Origin of the sequence: Micromonospora sp. NPDC049240 (assembly GCF_040647835.1) — a bacterium.
In the GTDB taxonomy this organism is placed as follows: Bacteria; Actinomycetota; Actinomycetes; order Mycobacteriales; family Micromonosporaceae; genus Micromonospora.
Genome location: NZ_JBEZCX010000003.1, coordinates 331,983 through 353,403 on the forward strand (window position 1 = coordinate 331,983; position 21,421 = coordinate 353,403).

At 74.6% G+C, this 21,421-nt stretch carries 20 protein-coding genes; 8 read left to right on the forward strand and 12 right to left on the reverse strand.

Annotation, left to right across the window (positions count from 1 at the left end; all coding sequences use genetic code 11):
* The 3 genes from AB0B02_RS06770 to AB0B02_RS06780 all read left to right on the forward strand — a co-directional run bounded on the left by AB0B02_RS06770 (position 1) and on the right by AB0B02_RS06780 (position 3,730).
* A complete protein-coding gene (locus AB0B02_RS06770; RefSeq protein WP_281942074.1) occupies positions 1-1,275 on the forward strand; it encodes a lysine N(6)-hydroxylase/L-ornithine N(5)-oxygenase family protein in 1,275 nt (424 codons plus the stop codon).
* Positions 1,276-1,385: 110 nt separating this feature from the next.
* The gene (locus tag AB0B02_RS06775) at positions 1,386-1,955 is read left to right on the forward strand and encodes a GNAT family N-acetyltransferase (protein ID WP_357297642.1); all 570 of its coding nucleotides are present in this window, start codon (positions 1,386-1,388) and stop codon (positions 1,953-1,955) included.
* A complete protein-coding gene (locus AB0B02_RS06780; protein ID WP_357297513.1) occupies positions 1,952-3,730 on the forward strand; it encodes an IucA/IucC family siderophore biosynthesis protein in 1,779 nt (592 codons plus the stop codon). The genes AB0B02_RS06775 and AB0B02_RS06780 overlap by 4 nt, the downstream gene beginning before the upstream one ends.
* 434 nt (positions 3,731-4,164) lie before the next feature.
* Here the strand turns inward: AB0B02_RS06780 and AB0B02_RS06785 are convergent, their stop codons facing one another.
* Positions 4,165-4,779: an ABC transporter ATP-binding protein gene (locus AB0B02_RS06785; protein ID WP_357297516.1), complete on the reverse strand. Its 615-nt coding sequence runs from the start codon at positions 4,777-4,779 to the stop codon at positions 4,165-4,167.
* Positions 4,780-4,966: 187 nt separating this feature from the next.
* Between AB0B02_RS06785 and AB0B02_RS06790 the strand changes: the two genes are divergently transcribed.
* The gene (locus AB0B02_RS06790; RefSeq protein ID WP_357297519.1) at positions 4,967-5,887 is read left to right on the forward strand and encodes a nucleotidyltransferase family protein; all 921 of its coding nucleotides are present in this window, start codon (positions 4,967-4,969) and stop codon (positions 5,885-5,887) included.
* Positions 5,880-6,287, forward strand: coding sequence for a lasso peptide biosynthesis protein (locus AB0B02_RS06795; protein ID WP_281942079.1), 408 nt, complete (start codon positions 5,880-5,882; stop codon positions 6,285-6,287). The genes AB0B02_RS06790 and AB0B02_RS06795 overlap by 8 nt, the downstream gene beginning before the upstream one ends.
* Before the next feature lie 6 nt (positions 6,288-6,293).
* Here AB0B02_RS06795 and AB0B02_RS06800 read toward each other — a convergent pair whose 3' ends face one another.
* Genes AB0B02_RS06800 through AB0B02_RS06810 form a run of 3 tightly spaced genes read right to left on the reverse strand, consistent with a single transcriptional unit; the run spans position 6,294 to position 8,564 of the window.
* On the reverse strand, positions 6,294-6,575 hold the full coding sequence (locus tag AB0B02_RS06800) for a PqqD family protein (RefSeq protein WP_281942081.1): 282 nt from the start codon (positions 6,573-6,575) through the stop codon (positions 6,294-6,296).
* Entirely contained in the window at positions 6,572-7,705 is a 1,134-nt protein-coding gene (locus AB0B02_RS06805; RefSeq protein ID WP_357297524.1) for an asparagine synthase-related protein, read from the reverse strand. Before AB0B02_RS06805 ends, AB0B02_RS06800 begins: the two co-directional genes overlap by 4 nt.
* Positions 7,698-8,564 carry an ABC transporter permease gene (locus AB0B02_RS06810; protein ID WP_357297527.1) on the reverse strand — a complete coding sequence of 289 codons (867 nt, stop codon included), beginning with the start codon at positions 8,562-8,564 and terminating at the stop codon, positions 7,698-7,700. Before AB0B02_RS06810 ends, AB0B02_RS06805 begins: the two co-directional genes overlap by 8 nt.
* Positions 8,565-9,058: 494 nt before the next feature.
* On the opposite strand from AB0B02_RS06810, the gene AB0B02_RS06815 reads away from it, so the two are divergent.
* Positions 9,059-10,066, forward strand: a complete 1,008-nt coding sequence (locus AB0B02_RS06815) for a helix-turn-helix transcriptional regulator (RefSeq protein WP_357297531.1) — start codon at positions 9,059-9,061, stop codon at positions 10,064-10,066.
* Positions 10,063-11,031 carry an AraC family transcriptional regulator gene (locus AB0B02_RS06820; RefSeq protein ID WP_357297534.1) on the forward strand — a complete coding sequence of 323 codons (969 nt, stop codon included), beginning with the start codon at positions 10,063-10,065 and terminating at the stop codon, positions 11,029-11,031. The genes AB0B02_RS06815 and AB0B02_RS06820 overlap by 4 nt, the downstream gene beginning before the upstream one ends.
* 4 nt (positions 11,032-11,035) lie before the next feature.
* Here AB0B02_RS06820 and AB0B02_RS06825 read toward each other — a convergent pair whose 3' ends face one another.
* From AB0B02_RS06825 to AB0B02_RS06845, 5 genes are all read right to left on the reverse strand, one after another.
* Positions 11,036-11,941: a siderophore-interacting protein gene (locus AB0B02_RS06825; protein WP_281942089.1), complete on the reverse strand. Its 906-nt coding sequence runs from the start codon at positions 11,939-11,941 to the stop codon at positions 11,036-11,038.
* Positions 11,942-11,959: 18 nt separating this feature from the next.
* Entirely contained in the window at positions 11,960-14,062 is a 2,103-nt protein-coding gene (locus AB0B02_RS06830; protein ID WP_281942091.1) for an iron ABC transporter permease, read from the reverse strand.
* A 5-nt stretch (positions 14,063-14,067) separates the two neighbouring features.
* Positions 14,068-15,054 (reverse strand): iron-siderophore ABC transporter substrate-binding protein, encoded by a 987-nt coding sequence (locus tag AB0B02_RS06835; RefSeq protein ID WP_281942093.1) that lies wholly within the window; start codon positions 15,052-15,054, stop codon positions 14,068-14,070.
* A 29-nt stretch (positions 15,055-15,083) separates the two neighbouring features.
* Positions 15,084-15,884, reverse strand: coding sequence for an ABC transporter ATP-binding protein (locus AB0B02_RS06840; RefSeq protein WP_357297646.1), 801 nt, complete (start codon positions 15,882-15,884; stop codon positions 15,084-15,086).
* 137 nt (positions 15,885-16,021) lie between these two features.
* Positions 16,022-17,635 carry a cellulose-binding domain-containing protein gene (locus tag AB0B02_RS06845; protein ID WP_281942095.1) on the reverse strand — a complete coding sequence of 538 codons (1,614 nt, stop codon included), beginning with the start codon at positions 17,633-17,635 and terminating at the stop codon, positions 16,022-16,024.
* Positions 17,636-17,994: 359 nt separating this feature from the next.
* On the opposite strand from AB0B02_RS06845, the gene AB0B02_RS06850 reads away from it, so the two are divergent.
* Positions 17,995-18,819 carry a hypothetical protein gene (locus tag AB0B02_RS06850; RefSeq protein ID WP_357297546.1) on the forward strand — a complete coding sequence of 275 codons (825 nt, stop codon included), beginning with the start codon at positions 17,995-17,997 and terminating at the stop codon, positions 18,817-18,819.
* Between the two features lie 77 nt (positions 18,820-18,896).
* Here the strand turns inward: AB0B02_RS06850 and AB0B02_RS06855 are convergent, their stop codons facing one another.
* The 3 genes from AB0B02_RS06855 to AB0B02_RS06865 form a co-directional block, all read right to left on the reverse strand.
* The gene (locus AB0B02_RS06855) at positions 18,897-19,367 is read right to left on the reverse strand and encodes a hypothetical protein (RefSeq protein WP_281942099.1); all 471 of its coding nucleotides are present in this window, start codon (positions 19,365-19,367) and stop codon (positions 18,897-18,899) included.
* Between the two features lie 323 nt (positions 19,368-19,690).
* On the reverse strand, positions 19,691-20,365 hold the full coding sequence (locus AB0B02_RS06860; RefSeq protein WP_357297549.1) for an ABC transporter ATP-binding protein: 675 nt from the start codon (positions 20,363-20,365) through the stop codon (positions 19,691-19,693).
* Positions 20,362-21,369, reverse strand: coding sequence for an ABC transporter permease (locus tag AB0B02_RS06865; RefSeq protein WP_281942102.1), 1,008 nt, complete (start codon positions 21,367-21,369; stop codon positions 20,362-20,364). Before AB0B02_RS06865 ends, AB0B02_RS06860 begins: the two co-directional genes overlap by 4 nt.
* Positions 21,370-21,421 lie beyond the last annotated feature (52 nt).

Below are 21,421 nucleotides of genomic sequence, written 5' to 3' on the forward strand. Positions count from 1 at the left end.
ATGTCGACGTACGACTTCATCGCCGTCGGGCTGGGCCCGTACAACCTCGGTCTGGCCTGCCTGACCGCGCCGATCGACGACCTGGACGGGCTGTTCCTGGAGACCCGCGACGACGTCGACTGGCATCCCGGGATGCTGCTCGAATCGGCGCGGTTGCAGACGCCGTTCCTGGCCGACCTGGTCACGCTCGCGGACCCGACCTCGCCGTACTCGTTCCTGAGCTACCTCAAGGAGACCGGTCGGCTCTACCCGTTCTACATCCGGGAGAGCTTCTTCCCGCTGCGCGCCGAGTACAGCGCCTACTGCCGCTGGGCCGCCGCCAAGCTGGCGAACCTGCGCTTCCGGCACACCGTCACCCGGGTCGAGTACGACGACACCGACGACCGCTATGTGGTGCACGCGGACACGCCGGACGGGCCGGTCACCCACCGGGCCCGGCACCTGGTGCTGGGCACCGGCACCCCGCCGCACCTGCCGCCGGCGTGCGCGGGCCTGGGCGGCGACCTGATCCACACCTCGCGGTACCGGGAGCACCGGGCGGCGTTGCGGGCCAAGCGCAGCATCACCGTCGTCGGCAGCGGGCAGAGCGCCGCCGAGATCTACCACGAGCTGCTCAACGACATCGACACCTACGGCTACCAGCTCAACTGGGTGACCCGCTCGCCGCGGTTCTTCCCGCTGGAGTACACCAAGCTGACGCTGGAGATGACGTCACCGGACTACGTGGACTACTTCCACGCGCTGCCGGAGGAGACCCGCTACCGGCTGGAGGCCGCGCAGAAGCCGCTGTTCAAGGGCGTCAACGCCGACCTGATCAACGACATCTACGACACGCTCTACGCCAGGAGCCTGACCGGCCCGGCCCCGACCCGGCTGCTCACCAACACCGAACTGGTCGACGCCGCGTACGCCGACGGGCGCTACCGGCTGGAGCTGCGCCACACCGAGCAGGACCGCCCGTTCACGCTGGACACCGAAGGTCTGGTGCTGGCCACCGGCTACCGCCACCGGCTGCCGGATTTCCTCGCGCCGGTGCGCGACCGGCTGCGCTTCGACACGCACGGCCGCCTCGACGTGGCCCGCAACTACAGCGTCGACCGCACCGGGCGGGGCGTGTTCCTCCAGAACGGCGGCACCCACACGCACAGCATCACCTCGCCCGACCTGGGCATGGGCGCGTACCGCAACTCGTGGATCATCCGGGAGCTGACCGGCCGGGAGCACTACCCGATCGAGAAGGCCATCGCGTTCCAGGAGTTCGGGGTGCCGGCATGAGCGAATGCACCGAGCGCAGCGAGGGCCGTGAGCGCATGCCCAGCCGGCACAGCATGAGCGAATGCACCGAGCGCAGCGAGGGCCGTGAGCGCATGCCCAGCCGGCACAGCATGAGCGTGTTCACGCGGATCGACGCGCGACTCGGACTGTTCGCGCTGCGCCCGCTGGACCCGGACGCCGACGCGCCGCTGCTGCACCGCTGGGTCACCCACCCGAAGGCGGCGTTCTGGCTGATGCAGGACGCCGACGTGGCCGGCGTCGCCGAGGAGTACCGGCGGATCGCCGCCCACCCGCACCACGACGCGTACCTCGGATCCTGGCGCGGCCGACCGGCGTTCCTGGCCGAACGCTACGACCCGGCCCGGGTGGAACTGGTCGGCCTCTACCCGCCGGAGCCCGGCGACGTCGGCATGCACTTCCTCTGCGCGCCCACCGACACGCCCGCGCACGGCTTCACCCGCGCCGTCATCACCACGGTCCTGGCGTGGCTCTTCGCCGACCCGGCCACCCGCCGGGTGGTGGTGGAGCCGGACGTGCACAACCACGCCGTGCACGCGCTCAACGCCGCCGTCGGCTTCACCGTCGTCGGCGAGATCCGCAAGCCGGAGAAGGACGCGCTGCTCAGCGTCGTCACCCGGGACCAGTTCCGCGACGCCACCGAAGGAGACAAGCCGGCGTGAACCCCCTCGCATCCGTCGACCACCTGACCCCCGAGGCGTGGGCGACCGCCAACCGGCTGCTGGTCCGCAAGGCGCTCGCCGAGTTCGCCCACGAACGTCTGATCACCCCCGAGCCGGCCGGCGACGGGTGGTGGCTGGTGCGCGGCGACGCGGTGGAATACCGCTTCGCGGCGCAGCGCCTCGCGCTGGACCACTGGCACGTCGACGCGGCCAGCATCACGCGGCGCCGCGACGGCCGGGAGCTGCCTCCCGACGCGGTCGACCTCTGCCTGGAGCTGCGCGGCCAGCTCGGCCTCAGCGACGCGGTCCTGCCGGTCTACCTGGAGGAGATCACCTCCACGCTGGCCGGCACCGCGTACAAGCTGGGCCGGCCGGCGGTCACCGCCGCCGAGCTGGCCGCCGCCGACTTCCAGGCCGTCGAGACCGGCATGACCGAGGGACACCCGTGCTTCGTGGCCAACAACGGCCGGCTCGGCTTCGGCGTCCACGACCATCACCGGTACGCCCCGGAGGCCGCCGCACCGGTCCGGCTGCTCTGGCTCGCCGCGCACCGCGACCACACCACGTTCACCAGCGCCGACGACCTGGACTACGACACGCTGGTCCGGGCCGAGCTGGGCGCGGAGACGCTCGCCCGGTTCGCCGCCACGCTGGCCGGGCTCGGTCTCGACCCGACCGACTACCTGCTCGTCCCGGTGCACCCGTGGCAGTGGTGGCACAAGCTCGCCGTCACGTTCGCCGGTGAGGTCGCCGCGCGGCGGCTGGTCTGCCTCGGCGAGGGGCCCGACGAGTATCTCGCCCAGCAGTCCGTCCGGACCTTCTTCAACGTCACCGACCCGGCGAAGCACTACGTCAAGACCGCGCTGTCGGTGCTGAACATGGGCTTCATGCGCGGGCTGTCCGCCGCGTACATGGAGGCGACGCCGGCCATCAACGACTGGCTGGCCGCGCTGGTCGCCGACGACCCGGTGTTCACCCGCGCCGGGCTGACCATCCTGCGGGAGCGGGCCGCGATCGGCTACCGGCACCGGCAGTACGAGGCGGCGACCGCGCCGGGTTCGCCGTACCGGAAGATGCTGGCCGCGCTCTGGCGGGAGAGCCCGGTTCCCGGCCTCGCGCCGGGCCGGCGCCTGGCCACCATGGCCTCGCTGCTGCACGCCGACCGGGACGGCCGCCCGTTGGCCGGCGCGCTGATCGCGGCCTCCGGGCTGACGCCGGTGGACTGGCTGCGCCGCTACCTGGACGCCTACCTGGTGCCGCTGCTGCACAGCCTGTACGCCTACGACCTGGCGTTCATGCCGCACGGCGAGAACGTCATCCTGGTGCTGGACGGCGGCATCGTGGAGCGGGTGGTGTTCAAGGACATCGCCGAGGAGATCGTGGTCATGGACCCGAACGCCGACCTGCCGGAGCGGGTCCGCCGGGTACGGGCGACGGTGCCGGACGACGAGAAGATCCTGGCCATCTTCACCGACGTGTTCGACTGCTTCCTGCGGCACCTGAGCGCCACCCTGCACACCGCCGGCGTGCTCGATCAGGACGACTTCTGGCGCACGGTCGCCGAGTGCGCCGCCGGCTACGCCGCGACGGTGCCGCACCTGGCCGAGCGGATGCGGCGGCACGACCTGTTCGCGCCGGAGTTCCCGCTGTCCTGCCTCAACCGGCTCCAGCTCCGCAACAACCAGCAGATGGTGGACCTGACCGACCCGTCCGCCGCCCTCCAGTTCGCCGGCACGCTGACCAACCCGATCGCCCGCTTCGCGCCGCCACGCTAGGCGCCCCCGCCGTGGAGATCTTGGTAGGAAAAGGCCCCTATGGGGGCCGTTCCTTTCCAAGATCTCGCCCGCCACCCCGGAAACGGGGGGGGTGGCACGGTGGCCGGTCAACCGTCAGGCGGCGGACCCAGCCGAGCCTCGTGCAGCAGCTCGGCCATGTCGACGGCGAGCCCCGCAGCTAGCCGGATGCCAAAATCTCTGCTCGTCACGGCGGGCAGGGCAGGTCCGATGACGACAACGGACCGGCCGGCGTTTGACGTCCACGCCGTTCCACTCATGGCGCGCAGGCCGAGTGGGTGGAACGGCATGGCTGTCTCCGCGCCCGTTTGACGTTCATGCCGTTCCACCCCACCGCTTGCACTGCACCCCGCGCTCCGGGCCGATGGTGGCGACAGCACTCCGGTTCACCTTCGGGGAGGTGTGGCGTGCGGCGGTCAGTGGCGGATCGGCATGGCCAGGGTCCGGTCGCAGTGGGACCGGTCCTCGGGCAGGTGCGAGGCGAGCACGACCGTCGACTCCGGACGGCGGTCCAGCGCGGCCCAGAACAGCGCCCGCGCCGTCGCGTCGAGGGACCGGCCTGGCTCGTCCAGCAGGATCACCGGCGGGTCGCCGAGCAGGGCGCGGGCGACGCTGACCCGGGCCCGCATACCGGCCGAGCAGCGGCTCGCCGGCTGCCGGGCGTACGAGGTGATGGCGAACTCCTGCTCGACCCGGGCGACCGCGTCGGCGGCACGGCGGGTGGGCAGGCGCATCCGGGCCACCAGCATCAGGTTGTCGTGCGCGGAGAGCCCGCCGCAGAGCGTCTGCTCCGGGGCGAGCGCGACGCCGACCAGGCGGCGGGCGGCGGCCGAGCCGGCCGGGTGACCGGCGACGGTGGCCCGGCCGCGGCTCAGCGTGAGGACGCCGGCCAGGCAGCGCAGCAGCGTGGTCTTGCCCGTGCCGTTGCCGCCGGCGAGCAGCAGCCGGGTGCCGGGCGCGACCTCCAGATCGAGGCCCGAGAAGATCGCGCGCCGTCCGAAGGCGCGCCCGGCATCGTGCAGTCGCAGCATGACCTGCCGATCCTAGCGAGCCGGGCCGGCCGAAGTGGTATATCGGAGATAGCACAGTATCGATTTATGTGAATCCGACTCGGAAGGCGCGCTCGATGTCACCGCTGCTCCGTCTCCGCGACCGGACCGCACCGGGCGCCACCCCGGCGGCGCCTGGACGCCACCCCGGGTCCGTCGGGGCGCGGTCGTGACCGCCGGCCTCGCGATGCGCTGCCTGGCCCTGGACGCCCTCGCGGTGGCCACCAGCGACCTGCTGCGCCGGCACGGCGTCGACTGCCTGCTGCTCAAGGGCGCCGGCCTGGCCCGCCGGCTCGGCGTCGACCGGGTCTACGGGGACGTGGACCTGCTCGTCGCGCCGGCGACCGTGCCCGCCGTGCGGGACGCCCTGCACGCCGCCGGCTACCGACCGACGCTGCCGCCCGAGCCGTACGACGTCGCGGCGCGCTGGCACGAACAGCCCTTCACCGCCCCCGGCGCGCTGCCGTTGACCGTGGACCTGCACCGCGGCTTCGCCGGCGTCGGCGACCCGGACGCGCTGTGGCGGTCGCTGCGCGACCCGGCGGAACCGCTCGACCTCGCCGGCGGACGGGTCCTCGTCCCCGACGAGGCCGGGACCGCGCTGCTGGCCGCGCTGCACGCCGCCTGCCCGGGCGGCAGCGACAAACCCGCGCTCGATCTGGACCACGCGCTGGCGGTGCTGCCGCCGTCCGCCTGGGCCGTCGCCGGTCGACTGGCCACCCGCTGCGACGCCGTCCCGGCGTTCACCGTCGGAATGCGGCTGCGGCCGGCCGGCGCGACGGTCGCCGACCGGCTCGGTCTGTCCGCCACGGCCGAGCCGGCGTCGGCGTGGCTCGCCGCCCGACGCGCCACCCCCACCACGGTCGGGCTGGCCGGCGCGGTGGAAGTGCCCGGCCCGTGGCCCCGCCGGCTGCGCCTGCTCGCCCGGCTGGCGCTGCCGGCACCGGCGTACCTCCGGCAGGTCGACCCGGCGGCGCGCGGCGGCCGGTGGCGCCTGGTGCGGGCGTACGCCCGCCGGACCTGGCGGCACGTCCGGTGGCTGCCCCGGGGGGTGCGGGAGCTGCGGACCGCGCGGCGGCGTCATGGCTGACCCGGTACGCGCGCTGCGCGCGCTGGCCCGGGTGACGCGCCGGCACGGGCCGCTCGGCCTGGCGCTGGTGGCGTGGACGCTGCTGGCCTGCCGACGGGTGCGCCGGCAACTCGCCCGCGGCGGGCTGGGCGCGGTGCGTCTGCCCGCGCCGCCGCCCGGCGGCACCGACGCGCTGGTCCGGCAGGCGTTGCGACGCGGCGGCGGCAACTGCCTGGAGAGCGCGCTGGTGCGCCAGCGTTTCCTGGCCCGGCGGCGGGTGCTGCGGACCGTGGTGATCGGGGTCAGCGCGCCGGGCACCGGCTTCCACGCGCACGCCTGGCTGGACGGCGACCCCGACCCGCACCGGCACGAGCTGGCGGAGATCCTGCGCCGGCCCGTGCCGCCCGCCTGGCTGCCCTGACCGGAGTCAGAGCCGTTCGAGCAGCCCGGCGGCCTCCAGGTCGGCCAGGAACGAGCGCACATCGGCGACCGCTCGCTCCCGCTCGACCTCGGCCTGGCCGACCAGCACCTCGGCCAGTTGGGCGGTGGAGGCGCCGGCCACGAGATACGGCCACAGCGCGGTGGCGGCGCGGTCCAGCGCGAAGTAGACGGACTGCCCGACGTCCAGCAGCACCGTCTCGTCGCCGTTGGTCCGCCACGCCACCCGGTCGCCGCGGACCCGGTACAACACGGACGGTTCACTGGTCATCTCGGCGCCTCCAGATCGGGTCGTCCCTCGGTGGCCGACAGGCCGGCCAGCCACACCTGCTGCACCAGCGCCGCCGTGCGTGAGTCGAACCGCCAGCGCGACCACTCCCGACGCAGTGCCGCCACGTCGACGAGCGAGTCGTCGACACCGCTGCCGTCCCAGGCGCTCACCAGCTCGCGGGTGGCCGCCCGGAGGAACACCTCGTCGAAGGTGGCCTTGCGGCGCGGCGTGATGATCACCGGGGGCAGCGCGGCGTCGGCGATCACCGCGAGCAGCTCCCGACGCGACGGGGACCGCAGCCGGCCGTGGCGGGCGGCCAGCGCGGCGGCGAACCGCTCGTCCAGCAGCGGCGCCACGGCCAGCACGTCGTGGTCGGCGGCGATCGCGGCCAGGCCGACCCGGGTCATGGTGAGGTCCCGGCGACGCAGGTGCCAGGCGATCCGGGCGGCCAGCCGGTGGGGCTCGGCGCGCTGCTCGGCGACGAACGCGCGGCGCGCCTGCCGGGCCACCTCCGGGCGCAGCCAGGGCAGCGGATCCGGCGGCCGGCGTCGCAGCCCGGCCCGGAGCCGGCCGAGCCGGCCCCGCAGCGAGGCCGGACGCCGCCGCCAACCGTCGAGAATCTGGTCGCCGCCGACGCCGGTGAGCAGCGCGCCGCCGCGGGCCAGCTCCACGATCGGCAGGTGTAGGTGCCGGCTCGGCGGGTGCACCTGGCCGTACCGGGTCAGCAGCCGGCGGGCGACCAGCCCGACCAGGTCCAGGTCGTCACCGGCCTGGAGGATCTGCCACTGCCGGGTCAGGTCCAGCTCCGCGATGATCTTGGCTTGCCAGGGCGTCTCCTGCGCACGGGGCGCGTCGGTGAACCGCCAGGTGACCGGCACCGGGTCGGGCAGCCCCTCCCGCCGCGCCACCCGGGCGGCGATGGCCAGCACCAGCGAGGAGTCCAGCCCGCCGGAGAAGCTGACCAGGCAGGGCGGCCGGCGCAGCGCCGGCAGCACGGCCCGTTCCAGGGCCACCAGCGGCGACAGCGCCGGACCGGACCGGGCAGCCGGCGTGGGCGCGGCCGGGTCCAGGCCGAGCACGACGCCGTACGCCACGTCGCGGGCGGTGGGACGCGGGATCAGGTCAGTCACGGGTGAGCACCCCTCTGCGCCGGGCCAGCCACAGCGCACGGTCGAAGATCCAGGCGGCGAGCGGCAGCAGCACCGCGGCGGCGACGGCCAGCGTCCCGGCGGCCCGGCCCCAGTCGCCGCCGGCGAGCGCGGCCCGCAGCCCGTCCAGCGCGACCCGGGTGGGCAGCACCGCGCACACCGGGTGCAGGACGCCGGGCAGCGCCGAGATCGGGAAGTAGGTACCGGACAGGAACGACAGCGCCACCACCAGCAGCCGGGCCGCCGGGTCGCCGTACCCGACCGCCACGGTGAGGCCCATCAGCGCCATTCCGAACGGCAGCGCGCCCAGCACGGCGAGGACCAGCATCACCACCGCCCCGGGCCAGGACGTGTCGGCGACGTGCAGGCCCAGGACGCCGGCCAGCAGGCCCAGGTAGAGGCCGGCGCGCAGCAGCGCGAACGCGAACGGGTACGCCACCAGCCCCAGCGCCAGCGACCAGCCCGGCGCCGGCTGCGCCGCCCACAGCTCCAGCATCCCGTCCCGCTGCTCGGCGGCCACCCGCGTGACCACCTGCACGATCGCGGACTGGAGCACCAGCAGGAACACGATGCCCACCGCGACGTAGTCGAAGTAGCCGCCGGGGCCGGTGAAGCCGGCGCCCGGGTGCGGGACGAGCACCCGGGAGACGAACAGGAACGCCAGCAGGTTCAGCACGCCGAACACCAGGTCCAGCAGGAACGGCACACGCAGCCCACGGCGCTCGGTGAGGTCCCGACGCAGCAGCGCCGCCACCGCGCGCCCGGCGAGCCGCCACCGGGACGGCACGCCGCGGGCAGCCGGAGTCCCGGGTACGGCGACCGGTGCCTCGACGCCCCTCATCCGCATCTCCTCCCGGCGGTGAGCACCCGACCGGACCGCGACCCTTGCGGGGCGGGGACCGGCCGACCGGGGTCGGCATCGTCGCGTGACTCCGATCGGCCGGCCGTCTGCGCCGGGCCGGGTGCAACGGCTCGGACAGGGCAGACGTTAGAACCGGGCGACGACGCCCGCCGGAACGTCCGAACAGTCAGCTACCCGACAATCTCGCCCGTCGCACTGCGTAACCACATTGTCGTTTTCTCCCGTCCTGATCGGCCCTACGACGGGAACCTGGAGTGTGGAGCGGATATCGTGTTGCCGGCCGAAGAATCGATCCGACCCGTCGCATCGCGCCCGTGTTCGCAAATCGGTCGGTGAATTGCGGAAAGTGGATCGGCTGTTCTATTCGGCGTGTCTGAGGCGGTGCATCCGTTCGTGTCGGGCCGTTGCCCTCCGGCAAGTGACCCGTTCAATGAGGCGTACGAGCGCCGGAACGGTGCAGCGGGAGGTGACACGTGACCGGGCAGGGGACGGGCCGACCGGAGTCGGCCGACCGCGACGTGGTGGAGACGGACGACCCCGAGCACGCGCACCACCTGATGGCCCGCCGGTTCGGTGCCCACCGGGCCCGGATCTCCGGTTCCCGTGATCGCTTCCGCTACCGTCGGGAGACCCGGGGCGCGGACGAACTCCACCTCGACGAGGTGTGGTACACGCTCTCCGCCCGATCCGAGAACTCGCCCTATCCCGGCTTCGCGGCGCTCACCGTGGCACGCGGCCGGTACGGCTTCCTGCACCGGGGTGACGAGCTGCACCTCGGCCCGGGCACCACCGGCCGCTATCCCGACGTGTCCTTCACGCTGCTCGCCGACGACGTGGCGGCCTCCGTCGTCCGGTTGCCGACGCCCCGGATCGCGGCGGTCGCCGCCACCCGCACCGGGTTGCCCGCCGCCGCGTTCCGCTTCACCGCGCTCGCGCCGCTGTCCCCCACCATGGCGACGCTGTGGCAGTCGACCGCGGCGTTCCTCCGGCACCAGCTCGTCGACGACGCCGTGACGGCCAGCCCGCTGACCCGAGCCGGCCTGGTGGACCTGGCCGTCGCCACCGCGCTGGCGGTGTTCCCGAACACCACCATGACGCTGCCCTACCTGGCCGCCCCACCGGCCGTACGTCCGGCGTCGGTGCGCCGGGCCGCCGAGTTCATCGAGGCGCACGCCGCCCGACCACTGACCGTCGCGCAGATCGCGACGGCCTGCGACGTCAGCCCGCGCGCGTTGCAGGCCGCGTTCCAGCGACACCACGGGCAGAGCCCGATGGCGTTCCTGCGCGCGGTCCGGCTCCGCCGGGCACACCAGGACCTCACCCGTGCCCGAGCGGGGCAGACCGTGGCCGGCACCGCCCGCGACTGGGGCTGGACCCACGCCGGGCGGTTCGCCCAGGCGTACCGCGAGACCTACGGCTGCCACCCCGGCGACACGCTGCGCGCGGCGGGAGTGCCGGCGCCGACGGAGCGGGAGCGGTGACCGACAGCCGCTCGGCGCGGCGGTTCGAGCTGTCCACCCGGGACCCGGAGGTCGCCCGTCGGGCCATCGCCGGGATGTGCGGCGAGCACCGCCCGCACTTCCGGGGCACCCGACGCGAGTTCCACTTCGCGTGGCGGGGCGTGCAGGCCGGCCCGCTCGGCCTCACCCGGGCCGCGCACTCCATGGACGCCCGGGCGGAGGCCGGGCCGTACCCCGACTTCCTGGCCGTGCACGTGGTCCGGGGCCGGTGCCGGTTCGCCGACGGCGACGAGGATCTGCAGGTGCCGGCCGGTGGCGTCGGCCGGTATCCGCTGCGCCGGTTCGTGCTGTACTGGACCGACCCGGTGGCCACCATGGTCCGGCTGCCGATGGACCTGGTGGCGCACGTCGCGGCCAGTCGGGTGGATGCGGCCCCGCACACGTTCCGCTTCCTCGGCCTCGCGCCGGTGTCGCCGGCCATGGCCCGGGCCTGGGCGCACCTGTCCGCGTTCCTGTACCGGATGTCCGCCGTCGGCGACGACGGCCTGGACCAGCCGCTGATCCAGGCGTCGCTGGCCGACCTGACCGCGGCCACCTCGCTCACCGTCTTCCCGAACACCACCATGACCAGCAGTTACGTACCGCAACCCCGCCGGGTCGCGCCCTCGGTCGTCCGACGCGCGCAGGCGTACCTGGACGAGCACGCCGCCGCACCGGTCACCGTGGCCCAGGTCGCCGCCGCCTGCGGCGTCGGACCGCGCGGACTCCAGGCCGCCTTCCAACGGCACCTCGGCTACAGCCCGCTCACCTACCTCCGTCAGGTGCGGCTGGACCGGGCACACCGGGACCTGCTCACCGCCGACCCGGCCGGCGGCGAGACGGTCGCCGGCATCGCCCGCCGCTGGGGCTGGACCAGCCCCGGCCGCTTCGCCGCCGCCTACCGCGAGGCGTACGGCCGGCCGCCGCACGAGACGCTGCGCGGGTGACCGGTCAGCACTCGGCCCGACCGGCCCGCCAGTAGCCCATGAACGCCACCGCCCGACGGTCGAGCCCACGGTCGGTGACCAGGTGCCGGCGCAGGCCCCGGATCACCGCCGCCTCGCCGGCCAGCCAGGCGTAGAGCGCGGCGTCGGCCGGCCGCTCCGGCACCTCCCAGAGGACGTCCCGGTCGACGTCCACCTCGGCCGGCGGCGGGCCGGCCGGCGACCCGGTCGGCGGCGGCAACAGCCGGGCGGCGAGGGCGGTCACCGCCTCGGTGAGCCGGCTGCCGTGCGGGGCGCCGCCCCGGGGCAGCCAGGTCACCGTCACGCCGGCCGGAACGCGGCACGGCAGTTCGTCCCCCACCGCCGGCACCTCCACCACGGCGTGGCCGTGCGCGTCAGCCGGCAGCCGGTCCAGGATCGCGCAGATCGCCGGCGCGGCGGTCTCGTCGCCGGCCAGCAGCAGCGTGGCACCGGCCGGCGGCCGGAACTCGACGCCGCCGTGCCCGCCCGGCCAGCCGGCGTCCGGGCCGACAAGCGCGAGCCGGTCGCCGAGGCGGGCGCGGCGGGCCCACCGGGTGGCCGGGCCGCCGTCGCCGTGCAGCGCCACGTCCACGTCGATCTCGTACGCCGCCGGCCGGGCCGCCCGGACCGTGTAGGTGCGGATCGGGCTGCGTTCCTCCGCCGGCAGGTCCCGCCACCGCTGGTACCAGTCCGGTCCGTCGGGCAGTTCCGCCGCGCCGCCGTCGACCAGCGGCAGCGCCAGCTTGATCCGCTGGTCGTAGCCGTTGTCGGCGAACCGGTCCAGGTCCGGTCCGGTGAACGTGACGCGCAGGAACGACGGGCCGAGCCGGCGCAGCGCGCGGACCTCGACGGTGAACACGCGCCACGGCGCGGCGGCCAGGGTGCTGGTCATGGTGATTTCCTCTCGGGCTCAGCGGGTGCCGGCGGCGGTGCGGGAGCGCCACAGCAGCCAGACGAAGTAGGGGGTGCCGATCAGTGCGGTGACCAGGCCGGCGGGGACCTGCGCCGGGGCGATGACGGTGCGGCCGAGCGTGTCGGCGAGGCTGACCAGCGTGGCGCCGAGCAGCACCGCCACCGGCAGCACGCGGGTGTGCCGGCCGCCGACCAGCGCCCGCGCGGCGTGCGGCGCGACCAGGCCGACGAAGCCGATCACGCCGACCGCCGACACGGCGGTGGCGGTGAGCAGCGCGGCCAGACCGAGCGCGACCAGCCGGGCGCGTTCCAGCCGGACGCCGAGCACCCGGGGCGTGTCGTCGTCGAGCGACAGCAGGTCCAGTTCCCGGCGTACCGCGGCCACCACCGGCACGGCGACCAGCAGCGCCAGCGCGACCGGCAGCACCTGCGGTGCGGTGCGCCCGTAGGTGGAGCCGGACAGCCAGGTCAGCGCCTTGCCGGTGTTCCACGGGTCGGAGGAGACCACGATGAACGTGATGACCGCGGCGCCGCCCTGCCAGACCGCGAAGCCGATCAGGACGAGCCGGTCGGAGTTCAGCCCGCGCCGCCGCGCCAGCCCGTAGACCAGCGCGAACGCGGCCACCGCGCCGAGCCCGGCCGCGCCGGAGAGCATGAGCACGCCGGCCGTCGGGGCGAACGTCAGCAGCGCCACCGCGCCGATCCCCGCGCCGCCGGTGATGCCGAGGATGCCCGGCTCCGCGAGGGGGTTGCGGCAGACCGCCTGCACGGTGGTGCCGGCCAGGGCGAGGGCCGCGCCGGCCAGCAGCGCCGCCGCGACGCGCGGCCAGCGGGCGTCCAGCACGAAGGTGTACGCCGGCCCGGTGCGCCCCTGGAGCCAGTTGACGATGTCGCCGAGCAGCACCCACGTGTCCCCGGCGAGCATGCCCACCACCAGCGCCGCGACGACCGCCACCGCGCAGACCGTGACGACCGAGGTGTGCACGGCGCGGGAGCGGACGGCGGCGTGGCCGCCCGGGGGTTGCCGGGTGGGCCCGGCGTCGCGGTGCCGGCGGGCCAGCCAGACCAGCAGCACCGCGCCGAACAGCGTGGTGACCACGCCGGTGGGCACCTCCACCCCGGCCTGGCCGCCGAGCACGGCGCGCAGCAGCACGTCGGAGCCGAGCACGATGATCACGCCGACCAGGCCGGCCAGCGGCAGCAGCACCCGGTGCCGGTGCACCTCGGGCACCCACCGGCCGAGCAGCCGGACGATCACCGGCGCGCCGAGTCCGACGAACCCGATCGGGCCGGCGAGGGTGACCGCCGCGGCGGAGAGCAGCACCGCGAGCAGCACCACGACGAGCCGGGTCCGGCGTACGTCCAGCCCGAGCACGGTGGCGGTGTCGTCGCCGAGGGCGAGCAGGTCCAGCCGGTGCCCGAGCGCGACCAGCAGCAGCGCGGCGAGCACGATCACCGGGCCGAGCTGGGTGACCGCCACCAGGTCGCCCTGCACGAGCGAGCCGTTGCCCCAGGCGAACAGCCCGATGGTGGCCTGCTCGAACAGCAGCAGGAGCAGCATGGTGAGCGAGGCGAGCGCCATCGCGGTGGCCGAGCCGGCGAGGATCAGCCGGGTGGTCGCGGCCTGGCCGCCGGCCGACAGCAGCATCACCAGCGCGGCGGCGGCCAGCCCGCCGCAGAACGCCAGTCCGCCGGCGGGCAGCGCCGGCAGCGCGATGCCGAACGCGGCGGTGGTCACGATCGCCAGGTGGGCGCCGGCGTTCACGGCGAGCGTGTCCGGCGAGGCGAGCGGGTTGCGGGTGGTGGACTGGAGCGCCGCGCCGGCGAACCCGAGCGCCACGCCGACCGCCAGGCCGGTGAGCAGGCGCGGCAGCCGGGAGGCGACAAGCACCCGGGCGGTCTCGTCGTCCGCGCCGGTGAGCAGCCGGAGCAGGTCGAGCGCGCCCACCGACGACGTGCCCTGGGTGAGGTGCACCGCGGTGACCGCGACCAGCAGCGCGGCGGCGAGCAGGAACGCGCCGGCGACCCGGCGGCGGCGGGCCGGTGGCGGCCCGACCGGGGCCGGCCGGGTGGCCGGCTCCGGTACGGCGGTGGCGATCATCGGGCTCAGGCCGTGTAGACGGCGACGAGCTGGTCGACGTACTGCTTCGCGGACAGGGTGCCGCCGAACGTCCAGATGCCGTTCGGCATCTTGTGCAGCTTGTTCTGCTGCACGAACGGCAGGGAGCGCCAGATCGCGTTGCCGGCGAGGCCGTCGGCGAAGACGTCCTGACCGTCCGAGGCGTTGTAGAAGAAGTGCAGGTCCTGTCCCTTGAGGACGCCGAGCCCCTCGACGTCGGTCTGGCCCAGGCCCCACATGGCGTCGGTCTTGCCGGTCCAGGCGTTCTTCAGGCCGAGCTGGATGCCGAGCTGGGAGACGAGCGCGCCCTGGCCGAACATCCGGATGGAGACCGTGCTGCCCTCCTTCCAGCCGTCGGCGAAGGCGAACTGCCGGCCGGCCGCGCCGGCGTCGGCGATCTTCTTCCGCCCGTCGGCGAGCGCGGCGTCGAAGTCGGCGAGCAGCTTCTCGGCCTGCGCGGTGCGGCCGGTGGCGGTGGCGATCATGGTGAGGTCGGACCGCATCCGGGCGAGGTTGTCGGCGGCGTCGCTGCCCTTGGTGACCAGCACCGGGACGTACTTCTCCAGTTGGGTGACGATCGCGGCGCCGCGCTCGGCCTCCATCACCACCAGGTCCGGCTGGAGCGCCACGATGGCGTCGACGCTCGGCTCGCCCCGGGTGCCGACGTCCTTGACGCCCGGGTCGAGCGGGGCGGCGGTGACCCAGGTGGCGTACCCCTTGGGGTCGGCCACGCCGACCGGCATCACGCCGAGGCCGACGAGCATCTCCACCTCGCCCCACTCCAGGCCGACCACCTTGGCGGCCGGGTTCTTCAGCGTGATCGCCTTGCCGCGGCTGTCGGTGACGGTGACCGGGCCGGTGGCGGTGGTGTCGGAGGGGGACGGCGCGGCGGCGGGCGTCTCGGTGGTGCCGCAGCCGGCGATCAGCAGCGCGGTCGCGGCGGCGGCCAGCAGGGTCAGGCGGGTACGCAACATGGGTTTCTCTTCTGTCGTCAGGACGTGGATCAGCGGACGTTGTGCCGGCCGACGGGACGGGTGGAGAGCAGGCCGGTGACCGGGTCGGCGGTCACCTCGACGCGGATGCCGTACGCCTCGGTGAGCGCCGCCTCGGTGAACACCTCGCGCGGGGTCCCGGTGCCGCGCACCCGACCCTCGTGCAGCAGCACGACGTGGTCCGCGACGGCGGCGGCCTGGTTGAGGTCGTGCAGCACCACGCCGACGGCCACGCCGGCGGTGTTGGCGAGGTCGCGCACCAGGTCGAGGATCTCCACCTGGTAGCGCAGGTCGAGGAAGGTGGTCGGCTCGTCCAGCAGCAGCACGGCGGTGTCCTGGGCCAGGCAGGTGGCCAGCCAGACCCGCTGGAGTTCACCGCCGGACAACGCGTCGACGGGTCGGGCGGCCATGGCGGCCACGCCGGTGACCGTCATGGCCCGGTCGATCGCGGCCGGGCCGTCAGGGTCGCCGGCCCGCCACCGCTGCCGGTACGGGTGCCGGCCGTAGCCGACCACGTCCCGGACGGTGACACCGCTCGGGGTGGGGCGGCTCTGCGCCAGCAGCGTGACCCGGCGGGCGAAGTCGCGCGCCGACAGCGCCCGGGCCGGGGTGCCGTCGGCGAGCACGATCTCGCCGTGCTGGAGCGGGTGCAGCCGGGCCAGCCCGCGCAGCAGCGTGGACTTGCCGCTGCCGTTCGGCCCGACCAACGCGGTCACCGCCGCCGGTCGCAGCGTGATGGCCGCGTCGTGCACCACGGTGGTGCCGTGGTAGCCCAGGCGCAGCTCACTGCCCCGCAGGCCGTCGGCCCGCATCGTTCCGCTCGTCACGAAGGTTAGGCTAACCTAACCCACGATCATCCTGTCAAGCCGGTCCCGACATCCGTCCGGGTGCGTTCGCTGCCGCCGGGACGACAACGAACGCACCCGGATCGCGCCGGCGGCGGAACGGATCAGAGGGAGACGACCCGGCCGCCGAGCGTGACGATCAGGCGACCGTCGGCGGCGAAGGACCAGCCCAGGGCGCCGGCGTAGGTGGCGCAGCGGGAGCCGTTGGCGCCGGACCAGAACTGGTTCGAGCCGTCCACGTTGCCGACCGTCTTGTCGTTCGACCCGCTGCCGCTGCGGCAGGACGTGTTGGTGCGGAAGACCGAGGTGCCCGCGTCGAACGAGAAGTTGCGCTCGGTGTTGTCGATGCTCAGGTTGTTGGAGATCGTCATCGAGCCCGGGTTCCGGTTGTAGGTGAACCCGTGCTTGCCGTTGCGGTACGCGATGGTGCGCCGGACGGTGTGGTTGACCGCGATGTCCTCGCCGCCGAGCTTGAAGCCGTTGCGGTCACCGTTGCCGTTCTGCGTGCCGTTGCTCAGCGTGCCGTTGCCGTAGGAGAGGGAGTCCTCGATGGTCACCGGGCCGATCGCGCCGGTGTCGGTCTTGGTGTACAGGTCCCAGCCGTCGTCGATGTTGTGGTGGGACACCGCGTACCGGAAGACGTTGCCGGTGCCGACGGTGAGCTTGGCGGCGAACCCGTCGGCGTCCTCGCCGTCGGAGTCGGCGTTGTCGTGCGACTCGACGCTGACCATGAGGTTGTTCGCCGGCCACTGGTCACGCGGGGTGCTGGAGGCGATCCGGGACAGTTGCAGGCCGCTGTCGCGGTTGAACCGGGTCACCGTGCGCTCGATGACGTTGTTGCTGCCGCCGACGAAGATGCCGTTGTCACCGGCGCGTTCCACCACGATGCCCCGCACGTGCCACCAGGACGCGTTCAACGCGAGGCCCCGGTTGGCGGGGTCCTCCCCCATCGCGGAGAAGTTGAGGATCGGCGTCTCGCCCGGGTACGCGTACAGGCTCTTGCGCGCGCTCGCGGTGCCGTTGTTGCCGGCGGCGATGGTGACGGTCTGGGCCAGGTTGTAGGTGCCGCCCCGCAGGTAGACGGTGCCGCCCGCGCCGACCCGGGTGATCGCGGCGGCGATCGTGGTGGGGTTGGCCTGGGTGCCGGCCGCGCCGGCGGTGCCGTTCGGCGCGGCGTACACCGCGCCGCTGGTCGGCGGCGGCGTGGTGGGCGACGGTGGCGGGGTGGTGGGCGAGGGCGGCGGGGTCGTCGGCCCGGGCGGCGGGGTGAGGGTCCCCCCGGGGTCGGTGGGGATGGCCCCGCCGCAGAGGACGCCGTTGACCGCGAACGAGGCGGGGACCGGGTTGCTGGTGTTGTTCCAGCCGCCGTTGAAGCCGAACGACGTGGTCGCGTTCGTGCCGAGACTGCCGTTGTAGCTGACGTTGGCGGCCCGGACCGACGCGCCGGTCTGGGTGATGTCGGCGCCCCAGGCCTGGCTGACGGTCTGGCCGCCGCTGAAGTTCCAGGTGACGGTCCAGCCGTTCAGCGGGTCACCGAGGTTGGTGAGGTTGACGTTCGCGGTGAAGCCGCCGGACCACTGCGCGGTCACCGCGTAGTCGACCCGGCAGCCGGCGGCGGCCTGGGCGGGGTTCGCGCCCATCGCCAGGCCGGCGGCGGCGAGCGTGGCCGCCGCGAGCGTGGACGTCCACAACGCCGCACGGCGGTGTCGGTTGATCATGGGAATTCTCCTGCGGGTGGTGGGTTCGGTGCCGCGCCGGCGTCGACACCGATGCCCGGTCGGTGCCGCCGGCGGGCCTTCCTGCTGCCCGGACGCCGTGTGCTCGACGGGCCCGTCACGCCTCCCGCTGTGAAAGCGCTTTCAGCGCAGTCTACTGACGCACGTCGATGCGGTCAATCGCCGACCTGACGGTGAACGATCCGGCCGCGCCGACCGTACCCATCCCCGACCGGGACATCGTCCGGAACCGCGATGCCGGAGCGGGCACGAGAGGCGATTCCTGCGTCTCACTTCGCACCGCGGAGCGGCGGCGCGGCACACGCCGCGCCGGCCCTCCAGGTCAACCAAAGGAGAGGTGCATGGCCAGGGGTACGCGCAACAACGCGGTCCTGAAACTCGGTGGGGTGGGCGCTCTCGCGGCGCTCCTGCTCGCCGGCGGACTGCAACTGGCGTCCGCCGACGAGAACGGCGGCTCGGCCGCACCGTCCGCCGCGGCACAGACCGTGAACTGCCCGACGGTACGCGACAAGCTGCCCCCGGTGCCGGCGGCGGCGAACGCCGAGGTGGAACGGGAACTGGCCAACCTGGACCAGGAGATCGCCCGGCAGAACGAGCGGCTGGCCCGGCTCGCGGTCAAGCCCGAGGGCGGCCCGAACTTCGTCGACAACGCCATCCTCGGCCCGCTGAGGAACAAGCGCACCGCCGCGCTCGACCGGATCGAGATCGCCTTCAACCGGATCGGCGCGCAGCGCCCGAACCTGGACGCGCTGGCCGGCTGCGGGCTCAACGCCGCAGGCGTGCCGAGCGCCGTCAACGGCGGCGCCGGCCAGGGCGGCGCGACCGGCGGACAGAACGGGGCCGGCGGACAGAACGGCGGGGCGGTGGCCGGGGCGGCCCGGACGGTGAACTGCCCCGGGGTGCGGCTCCCCGCCGTCCCCACGGCGGCGGCGGCCCAGGTGCGGGCCGAACTGGCCACACTGGACAACCAGATCGCCGAGGCGAACGCCCGCCTGGCCCGGCTCGCGGTCCGGCCCGAGGGCGGGCCGGCGTTCATCGACAACGCCATCCTCGGCCCGCTGAAGAGCAAGCGTGGCGCCGCGCTCGACCGCATCGAGATCGCCTTCAACCGCGTCGGCGCGCAGCGCCCGAACCTGGACGCGCTGGCCGCCTGCGGCCTGAACTGAGGTGATTGCCGGGGCCCCTTCCTATCGCCTGGGCGTTAGGAAGGGGCCCCGGCAAACTCGCGGAGCGGGGCCGGCGGCTAGCCCTCGGCGGGGGCGTCGTGCGCCCGGAGCGTCGAGCGCACCACGGCGCGGACGCCGCCGGCGACCAACAGGCCGAAGCCGGTGGCCATCAGCGGCAGCCCGACCCCGAACGGCAGATCCGCGATCCAGTTGATGCTGCCGCGCTCCCGAAACTCGGCGAAGCTCGCCGCGACCACGGCCAGCGCGAACGTCAGCGCGCCGACGGCCGCCGTCAACGCGGTCAACGCGGCGCCCGGGTACGCCCGCGCCCAACCGCCGGCCACCAGCGCCACCAGCAGCCAGCCCAGCGTCAACAGGGTCCAGCCGCCGCCGGTGCTCAACGACGCGTACGCCCAGCCGGAGAAGGACCAGGAGTAGCCGGCCGAGACGCGGAACCACGGCGACAGATAGCCCACGGTGGCCACCAGCGCGCCGAGCACGACCACGGCGTCCGGCGCGAACGATGGCCTGATGTCCTGCGTCGTCACGCCGGCCACCGTAGCCGACGCCGGCCACCACCGCTGACGGCCCGGGGTGGTGCCTGCGGTACCCGGACCGGGCAGCAGGCGGGATTCCGGACCGGCCGCGACCGGCCGAGGCTGGAAGCCGTAACCGAAGCCGGGACGAGGAGTTCCCACGACCCGCCGAACCGTTCCGCTCGCCGCCGGCGCGCTGGCCGTGCTGACCGCCACCGCCCTGGGCGTGCCCCCCGCGTCCGCCGCGCCCACCCGGGCCGAGCGACCCGACGTCGTCCAGCAGCACCTCTGCGGCCGGCAGCGCCGGCGGCGGAAGGTAGCGCCGGCTGTACCGCTCAGGTCGCGTCGTGCAGACGGCCGTCGCGCATCGCCACGATCCGGTCGGCGGCGGCGAGGTGGTCGCGGTCGTGGGTGACAAGCACCGTGGCGGTGCCCCGCTCGCGGGTGAGCCGGCCGATCAGGTCGATGACGGCGGCGCCCCGCTCGTGGTCGAGCGCGCTTGTCGGCTCGTCGACGAGCAGGACGACCGGGTCGTTCATCAGGGCGCGGGCGATGTTGACCCGCTGGCGCTGGCCGCCGGAGAGCTGGTGCGGGCGCCGGCCGGCCTGGGCGGCGAGCCCGACCGCGTCGAGCAGCTCCCGCGCCCGGTCCCGGGCCCCGGCCGGCGACCGGCCGGCGAGGGTGGTCATCACCTGGAGCTGCTCGGCGGCGGTCAGCGACGGCAGCAGGTTGGGCTGCTGGAAGACGATGCCGATCGCGCGCCGGCGCAGCGCGGCGAGCGCGCCGCGGCCCATCCCGGTGGTGGCGACGCCGTCGACGTGGACGGCGCCGGCGTCCGGGGTGACGAGCGTGGCGGCGACCGCGAGCAGGCTGGACTTGCCCGAGCCCGACGGGCCGACCACGGCGGCCAGGTCGCCCTTCGCGACCGAGAGCGTCACGTGGTCGAGCGCGGTGAGCCGGTTCTCGCCGTCCGGGTAGGTGAGCGTGACGTCGGCCAGGTCGAGGCTCATCGGGCGCTCCCCAGTGCGGTGAGGGGGTCGACGGCGGTGATGCGGCGCACGGACAGGGCGGCGCCGAGCATGCCGAGGACGACCATCACGGTGGCCGGGACGGCGACGGTGGCGGGCGTCAGCACGAACGGCACGTCCGAGCCGGAGACCAGCACGCCGAGCCCGGCGGCCAGGCCGGTGCCGAGCGCGGTGCCGCCGACCAGCAGGACGCCGGCCTGCCCGAGCGCGTCGACGAGCAGGGCGGTGGTGGAGGCGCCGAGGGCCTTCAGGACCGCGACGTCGCCGCCGCGCTGGATCGTCCACACCGTGAAGAAGGCGCCGATGACCAGGGCGGAGATGGCGAACAGGAAGCCGCGCATGAGTTGGAGTGAACCGTTCTCCGAGCGGTAGGAGCCGATCGCGGCCAGCGAGTCGCCGGTGCGGACGGTCCGGGTGCCGGCGGCCCGGTCGATGGCGGCCACGTCCACGTCGGCGGCGGTGCGCAGCGCGATCACGGTGGCGGTGTCCGCGTCGGCGTTGCCGGTCCGCCGCCACGAGTCGAGGCTGGTCCACACCACCGGGGTGTGGCTGAAGGAGGCGTCGCCGCGGACCGCCGCCACGGTCAGCTCCCGGCCGGCCACGGTGAGGCGGTCGCCGACGCGCAGGCCCAGGTCGGTGGCGGCCGGGGTGGACAGCACCGCGGTGCGGTCGTCGAGGTCGCCGGGGGCGAGCCGGGAGCCGGCCCGGACGCCGAACACGGAGACGGCGGCGCTGCGGCCACCGGCGGTGACCCGGGTGGTGCCGATGCCCAGCGGCTCGGCGGCGGTGACGCCGGGCGTGTCGGCCCAGCGCTGCCACTGCCGGCGCGTGACCGTCGAGTCGGCGTACGACGGCTGCGGGCCGCCGAAGGCGATCCGGTCGGCGGGCAGGCCGGTGATCGCGGAGGTGTTCTGCCGGCCCAGCCCGGCGGTCAGCCCGGACAGCAGGCCGACCAGCAGGGTGATCAGCACGATGACGGTTCCCATCAGGGCGAAGCGCCCCTTGGCGAACCTGAGGTCTCTCCAGGCGACGAACACG